The sequence below is a fragment of the Rhodococcus sp. C26F genome (assembly GCF_053345925.1).
Genome location: NZ_JBKFBA010000057.1, coordinates 3,240 through 14,806 on the forward strand (window position 1 = coordinate 3,240; position 11,567 = coordinate 14,806).

Here is an 11,567-nt window from a genome sequence, read left to right on the forward strand (position 1 = left end):
GTGCTCGCCGGGCCCGGCGGTGGCGAGCGGGGCACAGAATCCTTCCCACGCCTCGGGGAACAGCTGCCCGGCGCCGCCGTTGTAGTACCAGTCGATCTCGCTGCGGCGCAGCAGGAAGATCCCGCGCAGGACGAGTTCGGTGACGCGCTCCGGGTGCCGCTGGGCGTAGGCGAGGGCGAGCGTCGAGCCCCACGACCCGCCGAAGACCATCCACCGGTCCACACCGAGGAAGGTGCGCAGCCGCTCGATGTCGGCGACCAGATGGTCGGTGGTGTTGACCGACAGGTCGGCGCCGTCGGCCACATGCGGCTGCGAGCGGCCGCAGCCGCGCTGGTCGAACAGCACGATCCGGTAGGCGGCCGGATCGAAGAAGCGCCGGTGCTGCGGCGCGGTGCCACCGCCCGGACCACCGTGGAGGAATACCACGGGCTTGCCCTGCGGGTTGCCGCTGACCTCCCAGTACAGTTGCTGGCCGTCACCGACGTCGAGCATGCCCGTCTCGTGCGGCTCGATCGGCGGATACAGTTCGCGTCGCTCCACGGGTCAGAACCCGACGAGACCCGACGCGAGATCGGGGATCTCGAGTGCCTGCACGGCCTCCTCGCGCACCTCCGGGCACTGCGCGGAGGTCGCCGCGTCGATGCGGCCCCGGTCGCCTGCGAGCGCGACGAGGTCGACACCGTTCGCCGCACCCCATTCGCCGACGAGGATGTTGAGGCCACCGCGACCCACCGAGGGGGTGTAGGTGCGCCAGTTCGACAGCTGACCCTCGAGGCGTGCACACAGATCGGCGGTCTGTGCCTCGGTGAAGCCACCCGCTCCGGCCTCGGAGGACGACCCCGTCGTCGGCGCCGAGCGCGTCGACTCGGCCGGACTCGACGTCTCGACCGCGGAATCGGTCGATGTTCCGGTGGGCGCCGGATCCTGTGCGGTCCCGCATGCGGCGAGGGTGCCCGTCAGGGCGATCGCTGCGAGCGCAGCCGGAACGAGTCGGAGTCGGGTCTGGGTCATCGGCACCTCGGTGATCGTGGGGTCGGGTCGTCGTCGAGTCTGCCCACCGATCGCGGGGCTGTCGAGAAAACGAGACGGGCACCACCGACCGCGTCGATGGTGCCCGTCCCCGGAGATCGTCAGAAGGAGTGCTCGGGCCCCGGGAAGGTGCCCTGCGCAACCTCTGCTGCGTACTGTGTTGCGGCGCGGCGCAGTTCGTCGCCGACCTGTCCGAACTTCTTGACGAACTTCGCGGTCTTGCCGCTGGTGTAGCCGGCCATGTCCTGCCAGACGAGCACCTGCGCGTCGCACTCGTTGCCGGCACCGATGCCGACGGTCGGGATGCTCAGCTTGCGAGTGACCTGCCCGGCCAGGTCGGCCGGTACCATCTCCATCACGACGGAGAAGGCGCCTGCCTCCTGGACGGCGATCGCGTCGGCGACGAGCTGCTCGGCGCCGTCGCCGCGGCCCTGCACCCGGAACCCGCCGAGCGTGTTCACGGACTGCGGGGTGAAGCCGATGTGTGCCTGCACGGGGATGCCGGCGGCAGTGATCGCGGCGATCTGCGGAGCCATCCGCTCGCCGCCCTCGAGCTTCACCGCGTGGGCGCCGCCCTCCTTCATGAACCGCACGGCCGTGGCGAGGGCCTGTTCGGGCGAGGCCTCGTACGAGCCGAACGGCAGGTCGGCGACGACGAGCGCGTGCGGAGCACCGCGCACGACGCCGCGGACGAGGGGGAGGAGTTCGTCGACGGTCACGGGCACCGTGGTGTCGTAGCCGTAGACGACGTTGGCTGCGGAATCGCCCACGAGCAGGACGGGGATACCGGCCTCCTCGAAGATGCGGGCGGAGGAGTAGTCGTAGGCCGTCAACTCTGCCCAGCGGCGGCCTTCGGCCTTCATCGCCTGCAGGTGATGGACTCGTGTCTTGCGCTTGGGGGTGTCGGCAGGGGCTGCAGCGGAGGCCGCGCCGCCGTATACGGACGTCACGTTGTCGGACATCACTGTCCCTTTCTTCCTCGAGGCCCTCGGGGTCCCCGGGTCGGGTGATGACTGTCTCAGTCTGCCAGTCGGGCCGGGACACACGAAGACCGCGCAGCGGTGCGATTCGTCACACCGAACGACTGCTCGGAAGGGAGCGCAGGTCGTGCCGCTGCAGGCCGGCCGAAGCGTGGCACGATCGGATCGTGCCCCACCCTGTTCGCGCGCGCATCCGTCGTCTGTCCGTCCTGGCACTCGTGGCCGCTGCCGCGGCGACCGCGTGCGGTGACACCGCGCAGGAACAACGACAGCCGTCGGCGGTCGGAGTGGTTCCGGGCCTCGAACGGTTCTACGAGCAGGACGTCGACTGGGAGTCGTGCGGGCCGTACGGCGCCGACGGGCCGATGATGGTGCGGCAGGGTGTCGAGTGCGCACGCATCGAGGTTCCCCTCGACTACGAGGACCCGGACGGTGAGGTGATCACCCTCGCGGTGTCGCGACTGCCCGCCGGCGGCGACCGGATCGGTTCCCTGCTGGTCAACCCCGGCGGCCCGGGCGCCTCGGGACTGTCCACCGCGCTCGCGGCCGACGGCACCGTCCTGGCCGACCGCTTCGACGTGGTCGGCTTCGACCCCCGCGGTGTCGGATCGTCCGAACCGGCGGTCCGCTGCCTCACCGACGCCGAGTTCGACGCCGACCGCGCTGTGGACGACGGGGACACGAGCCCTGAGGGCATCGCTGCGACGGAGAAGCGCAATCGGGAGTACGCGGAGCTGTGCGCCGAACGCAACGGCACGGATCTGCTCGCGTACCTCGGCACGCGCGAGGTCGTGCAGGACATGGACGTCCTCCGCGGGGTCCTCGGGGACGACGCGCTGACCTATCTCGGCTACTCCTACGGCACCCGGCTCGGCACCCTCTACGCCGAGGCCTTCCCGGGCCGGGTGCGGGCGATGGTGCTCGACGGTGCGATCGATCCGGAGCAGGACCCGGTCGAGGAGATCGTGCTGCAGGCCGTGGGCTTCCAGAAGGCCTTCGACGAGTTCGCGGCGTACTGCGCGCAGTACGCGGGGTGCCCGCTCGGGACCGATCCGGCCCGGGCCGCCGAGCGGTTCCGGGGGCTCGTCGACCCGCTGCTCGGCGCTCCGGCACCGACCACCGATCCGCGCGGACTGAGCCACCGCGACGCCATCACCGGTGTGCAGCAGGGCCTGTATTCGCCGACCCTGTGGGGTTCGCTGCGCGGCGGGCTGGAGTCGCTCGCGACCACCGGCACGGGCGACACCCTGCTGCGGCTCGCCGACCTCTACGAGGGGCGCGGCGAGGACGGCACCTACAGCAACATCACCGACGCCTTCAACGCCGTCCGGTGCGTCGACGACCCGCCGGTGACCGACCGGGCCCTCGCGGGCGAACTCGACATGCGGTTCCGCGCGGCCGCCCCCTTCCTCGACGACGGACGCGGCACCGGATCGGCGGCCCTGGACGTGTGTGCCTTCTGGCCGGTCCCGGCCACGGGGGAGCCGCACACCCCCGATGTCCGCGACCTGCCGCCCGTGCTCGTGATCTCGACGACCGGCGATCCGGCGACGCCCTACGATGCCGGAGTCGAACTGGCCGCCCGGCTCGGCGGTGTCCTGGTCACCTTCGAGGGAACGCAGCACACCGTCGCCCTGGACGGCAACGCGTGCGTCGACACCGCCGTGACCAGCTATCTTGTGGATTCGACGGTGCCGGAAAGTGATCCTCACTGCTGACCGCCGGCGCACGTGAGCGACACGCCATCCGCAAGTGTCACCTGATGTAACACGGAATTAACGGATTGTGCCTAGTCTCGCGAGTATGGATCGCCAGAAGGAGTTCGTGCTCCGCACCCTCGAAGAGCGCGACATTCGGTTCGTGCGCCTGTGGTTCACCGACGTCGTCGGCACCCTCAAGTCGGTGGCGATCGCGCCGGCCGAACTCGAAGGAGCCTTCGAGGAGGGCATCGGTTTCGACGGCTCGGCCATCGAAGGCTTCTCCCGGATCTCCGAAGCCGACATGGTCGCGCGTCCCGACGCCACCACCTTCCAGGTGCTGCCCTGGGTCGACGATCGAGGTCACCAGTACTCGGCCCGGATGTTCTGCGACATCACCATGCCCGGCGGCACCCCCAGCTGGGCCGACCCCCGCCACGTGCTGCGCCGCCAGCTCAACAAGGCCTCCGATCTCGGCTTCAGCTGCTACGTGCATCCCGAGATCGAGTTCTTCCTCGTCGAGGACGGCCCCGAGGGCGGCGCCCCGGTCCCTGCCGACATCGGCGGCTACTTCGACCAGTCCGTGCACCGCTCGGCCCCGCACTTCCGGCGTCACGCCATCGACGCTCTCGAGTCCATGGGCATCTCGGTGGAGTTCAGCCACCACGAGACCGCGCCCGGCCAGCAGGAGATCGACCTGCGCTACGCCGACGCGCTGTCCATGGCCGACAACGTCATGACCTTCCGCTACGTGGTCAAGGAGATCGCGATGCAGGAGGGCGTGCGGGCCACCTTCATGCCCAAGCCCTTCCGCGACCACGCCGGCTCCGCGATGCACACCCACATGTCGCTGTTCGAGGGCGAGACCAACGCCTTCCACGACCCCGACGACCCGCTGCAGCTCTCGGCGACCGGCAAGGCGTTCATCGCCGGTGTCCTCGAGCACTCCAACGAGATCAGCGCCGTCACCAACCAGTGGGTCAACTCCTACAAGCGTCTCGTACACGGGGGAGAGGCACCCACGGCCGCGTGCTGGGGCCCGTCGAACCGGTCCGCACTCGTGCGCGTCCCGATGTACACGCCGAACAAGGCGTCGTCGCGTCGCGTGGAGATCCGCACCCCCGACTCGGCGTGCAACCCCTACCTGACCTTCGCGGTGCTGCTCGCGGCCGGTCTGCGCGGCATCGAGAAGGGCTACGAGCTCGCCCCCGAGGCAGAGGACGACGTGTGGTCGCTGACCTCCGCCGAGCGTCGCGCCATGGGCTACCGCGAACTGCCCACCGATCTCGACATCGCGCTGCGCGAGATGGAGAAGTCCGAACTCGTCGCCGAAACCCTCGGTGAGCACGTCTTCGACTACTTCCTGCGCAACAAGTGGCGGGAGTGGGAGAACTACCGCAGCCAGGTCACCCCCTTCGAACTCGAGCAGTACCTGGGGTTGTAAGCGACGATGGAAGCGTGGTGAGACCGCCCAGCGCGCGTTCGGTAGTTCCCGGCCCCGGTCGGCTCGGCCTCGTCNCCGCCCCCGCCGAGCTCGCTCGACTCGGATGGAACGACGCCGACAGCGTCGAACTGCTGTGGGCGCTGTCCCGTGCCCCCAACGCCGACCTGGCCCTGCGCGCCCTCGCGCGCCTGGCCGACGTGCTCGGTGACGACTGGGCCGAGCTCGACTCGGCGCTGCGCTCCGACACGCGCCTGCGCGGCCGGTTGTTCGGGCTGTTCGGGGCGTCGTCGGCGCTCGGCGACCACGTCGTCGCCAACCCGGATCGCTGGAAGAGGCTCGCGGGCAGCGCGGCGCTGCCCGACAAGCACACCTTCACGGCGCGGATGCTCGACAGCGTCGACGCCGAACCCGAGCCCGACGGACGTCCCGGCCGGCTGATCCACCGGGCCGGGCTCATCGGTCCGCACGCGGTCGCGGCGTTGCGCACCACCTACCGCGACCAGCTCATGCTGATCGCCGCGGCCGATCTCGCGGCGGTCGTCGAGAACGAACCGGTGCTGCCCTATCTCGAGGTCGGGGCGCTGCTCGCCGACCTCGCCGACGCGGCGCTCACCGCAGCCCTCGCGGTGGCCGTGTCCACCGTGATCCCGGAGGGCCCGTGCCCGATCGACCTCGCCGTCATCGCGATGGGCAAGTGCGGTGCACGTGAGCTGAACTACGTCAGCGACGTCGACGTCGTCTTCGTCGCCGAACCCGCCGACGCCCGCGCGAGCCGGATCGCAGGGGAGATGATGCGCATCGGGACGTCGGCCTTCTTCGAGGTCGACGCCGCGCTGCGACCGGAGGGCAAACGCGGCGAGCTCGTCCGCACCCTCGAATCCCACGTCGCCTACTACAACCGGTGGGCCAAGACCTGGGAGTTCCAGGCGCTGCTCAAGGCACGGCCGATGACGGGGAACCTCGACCTCGGCCGCCGGTACATCGACGCCCTGAGCCCGATGGTGTGGACCGCCTCCGAACGCGAGGACTTCGTGCCCGACGTGCAGGCGATGCGCCGCCGGGTCGAGGAGATGGTGCCCCCGGAATTACGCGAACGCGAACTCAAGCTCGGACGCGGCAGCCTCCGCGATGTCGAGTTCGCCGTGCAGTTGCTCCAACTCGTGCACGGTCGCGTCGACGAATCGCTGCGCGTGCCCAACACCGTCGAAGCGCTGTGCGCGCTCGCCGACGGCGGTTATGTCGGGCGCGACGACGCCGCGAACATGCGGGCGTCCTACGAGTTCCTCCGCCTGCTCGAACATCGGCTCCAGCTCCAGCGGCTCAAGCGGACCCACACCCTGCCACCGCCGGAGGACCGCGAGGCTCTGCGGTGGCTCGCGCGCGCCGCGCACATGCGGCCGGACGGGCGCAAGGACGCCCTCGGCGTGCTCGAATCGGAGATCAAGCGCAACTCGTCGCGGATCCGGAAACTGCACGCGCGCCTGTTCTACCGGCCGCTGCTGGACTCGGTGAGCAAGCTCGACAAGGAAGCGCTGCGGCTGTCGCCCGACGCGGCCGTCCGCCAGCTCGCCGCGCTGGGCTACAACGGCCCGCAACACGCGATGGAACACCTGGCGGCGTTGTCCGGGGGAGCCTCCCGCAAGGCGCGCATCCAGGCACTGCTACTCCCGCAGTTGCTCGAATATCTCGGTGAGACAACCGATCCCGACGCCGGTCTGCTCGCCTACCGACGGCTGTCCGATGCGCTCTACGACACCGTCTGGTTCCTGCGGGTGCTGCGCGACGAGCCGGCCGTCGCCGAACGTCTCATGACGGTGCTCGGTTCGTCGGCCTACGTCGCCGACCTGCTGGTGAAGTCTCCCGAGGTGATCCGCCTGTATGCCGACGCGTCGACCGGGCCGCGGCTGCTCGAGGCGAACCCGCCGGAGGTGGCGCGCGCCCTCGTCGCATCGTCGTCGCGCTACTCCGATCCCGCTCGCGCCATCGCCGCCGCGCGCTCGCTGCGTCGCGCCGAACTCGCGCGTGTCGCGAGCGCCGACATCCTCGGCATGCTCGACGTGCCGCAGGTGTGCCGGGCGTTGTCCACGGTGTGGGCGGGTGTCCTCGAAGCCGCGCTCGACGCGGTGATCCGGGCCTCGGAGCAGTCCCGCGGACCGGCGCCGGCGCGTATCGCGGTGATCGGAATGGGCCGGCTCGGAGGCGGCGAACTCGGCTACGGATCCGACGCGGACGTGTTGTTCGTGTGCGACCCGCTGCCCGACGCCGACGAGACCGATGCGGTCAAGTGGGCCACGAGCATCGCCGAACAGGTGCGGCGACTGCTCGGCGCGCCGAGCACCGACCCGCCGCTCGAGGTCGATCTGGATCTGCGTCCGGAAGGTCGCAGCGGCCCGATCGTCCGGACGTTGGCGTCCTACCGGGCGTACTACACGCAGTGGGCCGAGGTGTGGGAGGTGCAGGCACTGCTGCGCGCCCACGCCGTCGCGGGCGACCGCGAGCTCGGCACCCGCTTCCTGCACATGATCGACGAGGTGCGGTATCCCGAGGGCGGGGTCTCCCAGGAGGCCGTCCGCGAGATCCGGCGCATCAAGGCACGCGTGGACTCCGAGCGGTTGCCGCGCGGGGCCGACCCGGCCACCCACACCAAACTCGGACGGGGCGGCCTCGCCGACATCGAATGGACCGTGCAGCTGTTGCAACTCCAACACGCCTACCGGCTCCCGGCGCTCCGCACGACCTCGACACTCGAGGCGCTCGACGGCATCGGCGCCGCCGAGCTGCTCAGCGCGACCGACGTCGAACTCCTGCGCACGGCATGGATCACCGCGACGGATGCGCGGAACTGTCTCGTGCTCGTCCGCGGCAAACCGACCGACCAGCTCCCGGGGCCGGGGCGGCTGCTCGAAGCCGTTGCCCGCGTGACGGGTTGGCGTGGTGAGGACGCGTCGGAGTTCCTCGACCACTACCTGCGCGTCACGCGTCGTGCGCGGGCGGTCGTCGAGCGGGTGTTCTGGGACTGACGGACGGTCAGTCGCAGAAGACGACGAGTGCGAGTCCTCGCCAGACCTCGACCTCGGTCTTGTCCCACTCCTTGTTCTCGTGGTCCCAGTCGTACTCGACCTCGACGTCGTAGCCGCGGTCGCGTTGCTCGGTCACCCTGCAGTTCTGCATGGTGCTGCCGGACCGGTTGAGAATGATGTAGGGGACTCCCGCGTCAGAGAGCACCTGCTGTGCCTGCTCCTGCGACATGCCGACGACGGAGATGTCGGTCTGCGCCGCTGCGGTGCCCGCGAGTGCGACGGACAGAGGGACGGGGGACAGCATGACGGCGGCGCATGCTGCCGAAACGAGGGATCTACGCATGGTGGCCTCCCGAGGAGACGTGTCGTTCGAATACGGACCACGTCGCATCCACTCCCCCGCCAGCGGGTGTGACGAACATCACCAAAGCTGTGTCCTCACGGTACACCCGTGTGCAGTACGGCTGTCCAGTCGGTTTCGGCTCGGCCGACCTGCGCACGACCCCCTGCGCACGACCCCCTGCACACGACCCCCTGCACACGACGGAGCCACCCGCCGAACACGACGGGTGGCTCCGGGACGGTGCGTCAGGCGCGGTCGTGGACCGCCGGCGCGGTCACTTCTTCAGATCGAAACGATCCAGGTTCATCACCTTCGTCCAGGCCGCGACGAAATCGCGGACGAACTTCGGACCGGCATCGTCGGTCGCGTAGACCTCGGCGAGCGCCCGCAGCTGCGAGTTGTGCCCGAAGACGAGGTCGACGGCGGTCGCGGTGTACTTGACCTGGTCCGAGCCCCGAGCGCGTCCTTCGTAGACGCCCTCGCTGTTCTGCGAGACCTTCCACTCGGTCCCCATGTCGAGCAGATTGACGAAGAAGTCGTTCGTCAGGGTCTGCGGGCGGTCGGTGAAGACCCCGTGCTTGCTGCCGCCGTGGTTCGCGCCGAGCGCACGCAGACCGCCGACGAGCACCGTCGTCTCGGGAGCGGTCAGCGTCAGCAGGTTGGCGCGCTCGAGGAACAGCTTCTCGGGCGGAAGCTTCTCGCCACCACGCAGGTAGTTGCGGAAACCGTCGTGCTTCGGCTCGAGTACCTCGAACGACTCGACGTCGGTCCACTCCTGGCTCGCATCGGTGCGGCCGGGGAAGAACGGAACCGTGATGTCGTGTCCCGCATCCTTGGCGGCCTTCTCCACCGCGGCGTTACCGGCGAGGACGATCAGATCCGCCAGGGAGACCTTCTTGTTGCCGCCGGAGCCGTTGAAGTCCTGCTGGATACCCTCGAGGATCTGCAGCACCTGTGCGAGCTGTGCGGGTTCGTTGGCCTCCCAGTTCTTCTGCGGCTCGAGCCGCACGCGCGCGCCGTTCGCACCGCCGCGCTTGTCGGTGCCGCGGAAGCTCGCGGCCGACGCCCATGCGGTGGCGACGAGCTGCGGGATCGTCGCTCCCGAGTCGAGGACCTTCGCCTTGAGCGAGGCGATGTCGCTCTCGTCGATCAGCTCGTGGTCGACGTCCGGCACCGGGTCCTGCCAGATCTGCGGTTCCGGGATCCACGGCCCGCGGTACCGCGAGAGCGGACCCATGTCGCGGTGCAGCAGCTTGAACCACGCCTTGGCGAACTCCTGCTCGAGTTCCTCGGGATGGTCGAGCCAGCGCCGGGTGATCTCGCCGTAGACGGGGTCGTAGCGCAACGCGAGGTCGCTGGTGAGCATGCCCGGCGCGTGCTTCTTCGTCGGGTCGTGGGCGTCGGGCACGGTGTCCGCGCCGGCACCGCCCTTCGGCGTCCACTGCCACGCACCGGCGGGGCTCTTGGTCTTCTCCCACTCGTAGGCGTACAGCGTCTCGAGGAAGGTGTTGTCCCACTTCGTCGGAGTGGGCGTCCAGGTGACTTCGAGACCGCTGGTGATCGTGTCGCCACCGGCACCGGTGCCGTGCGAGTTCTTCCAGCCGAGACCCTGCTGTTCGAGCGGGGCACCCTCGGGTTCGGGACCGAGATTGTCGGCGGGAGCGGCACCGTGCGTCTTGCCGACGGTGTGACCGCCGACGATGAGCGCGGCCGTCTCGACGTCGTTCATCGCCATCCGGGCGAACGTCTCGCGGATGTCGCGTCCGGACGCGAGGATCTCCGGGTTGCCGTTGGGGCCTTCGGGATTGACGTAGATCAGACCCATCTGGACGGCGCCCAGCGGACCCTGGAGTTCGCGCTCACCGGCGTAGCGTTCGTCGCCGAGCCAAGTGTCCTCCGGGCCCCAGAAGACCTCGTCGGGCTCCCAGATGTCCTCGCGGCCGAACGCGAAGCCGAACGTCTTGAACCCCATCGACTCGTAGGCGCAGTTGCCGGCGAAGACCAGCAGGTCGGCCCAGGAGAGCTTGCGGCCGTACTTCTGCTTGATCGGCCACAGGAGGCGACGCGCCTTGTCGAGGCTGACGTTGTCGGGCCAGCTGTTGAGCGGCGCGAACCGCTGCGCGCCCTTGCCGCCGCCACCGCGACCGTCGGCGATGCGGTAGGTGCCGGCCGAGTGCCAGCTCATGCGGATGAACAGACCCCCGTAGTGACCGAAGTCGGCCGGCCACCAGTCCTGGGAATCCGTCATCAGGTCGATCAGATCCTGACGGAGCGCCTCGACGTCGAGGGATTCGACTTCCTTCGAGTAGTCGAAGTCGGGTTCCAACGGATTGGACAGCGGTGAATGCTGGTGCAGGACCGTCAAATCCAGCTGGTCCGGCCACCAGTCCTGATTGGTCCTCGGCCGGTGCGGTGACGGCTCGGGGGAGGGGACTGCCGGGTTTTCGCTTTCGGACACTGCGGTTTCCTTCCGGATCAGGGTCGATCGGACCGATTCAGGGCTGTTGTCGTGGATCGTCTGTCGAACAGTCGCGGCACAGGCCCCAGAAGACGACGTCCGCCTCGTCGACGTCGAAACCTGCGTCGTCCACCGGTGACAGGCAACGCGAGTCGCCGATGGTGTGGTCGACATCCGAGATCACGGCGCAGGACCGGCAGACGAGGTGGTGATGACTGTCGCCGACGCGCACCTCGTACCGCGCGTGGAAACCTGCGGGCTGGATACGTCGGAGCAGGCCGTGTGCCGAGAGAGCGTGGAGGATGTCGTACACGGTGTGCCGGCCGATGCCGGGAACGACGGCGCCGACCGCGTCGAAGATGCGATCGGCATCGGCGTGCGGGTGCTCGTGCGCCGCATCGAGCACCGCCAGACGCTGTCGGGTCACGCGAAGACCGGCTGCGCGTAACCGCTCGGAGAAATCCCGCGTCGAGGGCACGTGCCCACTATGGACCACTTTTCTGGAACCGGTCGCGATTTCGCCGGATTCGATGACGAACGAACGCATCTCGCGCGCCGAACCGGGGCTTGCTACTGCTGCAGCAGGGGCGAACCCC

The 11,567-nt window shown here is 69.3% G+C and carries 9 protein-coding genes; 3 read left to right on the plus strand and 6 right to left on the minus strand.

The window, feature by feature from the left end:
- The 3 genes from ACLBYD_RS28350 to panB all read right to left on the minus strand — a co-directional run.
- The coding region (locus ACLBYD_RS28350) for an alpha/beta fold hydrolase (protein WP_447819063.1) at positions 1-492 on the minus strand (492 nt) is incomplete at its 3' end.
- A gap of 51 nt (positions 493-543) precedes the next feature.
- Positions 544-1,011, minus strand: coding sequence for a hypothetical protein (locus ACLBYD_RS28355; RefSeq protein WP_160875574.1), 468 nt, complete (start codon positions 1,009-1,011; stop codon positions 544-546).
- 119 nt (positions 1,012-1,130) lie between these two features.
- On the minus strand, positions 1,131-1,991 hold the full coding sequence (gene panB, locus ACLBYD_RS28360; RefSeq protein ID WP_060652762.1) for a 3-methyl-2-oxobutanoate hydroxymethyltransferase: 861 nt from the start codon (positions 1,989-1,991) through the stop codon (positions 1,131-1,133).
- A 185-nt stretch (positions 1,992-2,176) separates the two neighbouring features.
- Here panB and ACLBYD_RS28365 point away from each other — a divergent pair, with 185 nt between their 5' ends.
- From ACLBYD_RS28365 to ACLBYD_RS28375, 3 genes are all read left to right on the plus strand, one after another.
- Positions 2,177-3,727, plus strand: a complete 1,551-nt coding sequence (locus ACLBYD_RS28365; protein ID WP_447819058.1) for an alpha/beta hydrolase — start codon at positions 2,177-2,179, stop codon at positions 3,725-3,727.
- Positions 3,728-3,812: 85 nt separating this feature from the next.
- On the plus strand, positions 3,813-5,150 hold the full coding sequence (locus ACLBYD_RS28370) for a glutamine synthetase family protein (protein ID WP_016690827.1): 1,338 nt from the start codon (positions 3,813-3,815) through the stop codon (positions 5,148-5,150).
- Between the two features lie 14 nt (positions 5,151-5,164).
- Positions 5,165-8,170, plus strand: a complete 3,006-nt coding sequence (locus tag ACLBYD_RS28375) for a bifunctional [glutamine synthetase] adenylyltransferase/[glutamine synthetase]-adenylyl-L-tyrosine phosphorylase (RefSeq protein ID WP_447819059.1) — start codon at positions 5,165-5,167, stop codon at positions 8,168-8,170.
- Between the two features lie 7 nt (positions 8,171-8,177).
- On the opposite strand, the gene ACLBYD_RS28380 is transcribed toward ACLBYD_RS28375, so the two are convergent.
- The 3 genes from ACLBYD_RS28380 to ACLBYD_RS28390 all read right to left on the minus strand — a co-directional run bounded on the left by ACLBYD_RS28380 (position 8,178) and on the right by ACLBYD_RS28390 (position 11,398).
- Positions 8,178-8,513, minus strand: a complete 336-nt coding sequence (locus ACLBYD_RS28380) for a hypothetical protein (protein ID WP_039958655.1) — start codon at positions 8,511-8,513, stop codon at positions 8,178-8,180.
- Between the two features lie 274 nt (positions 8,514-8,787).
- Positions 8,788-10,971 carry a catalase/peroxidase HPI gene (gene katG / locus ACLBYD_RS28385; protein ID WP_447819060.1) on the minus strand — a complete coding sequence of 728 codons (2,184 nt, stop codon included), beginning with the start codon at positions 10,969-10,971 and terminating at the stop codon, positions 8,788-8,790.
- Positions 10,972-11,008: 37 nt separating this feature from the next.
- On the minus strand, positions 11,009-11,398 hold the full coding sequence (locus tag ACLBYD_RS28390) for a Fur family transcriptional regulator (protein ID WP_081314679.1): 390 nt from the start codon (positions 11,396-11,398) through the stop codon (positions 11,009-11,011).
- Positions 11,399-11,567 lie beyond the last annotated feature (169 nt).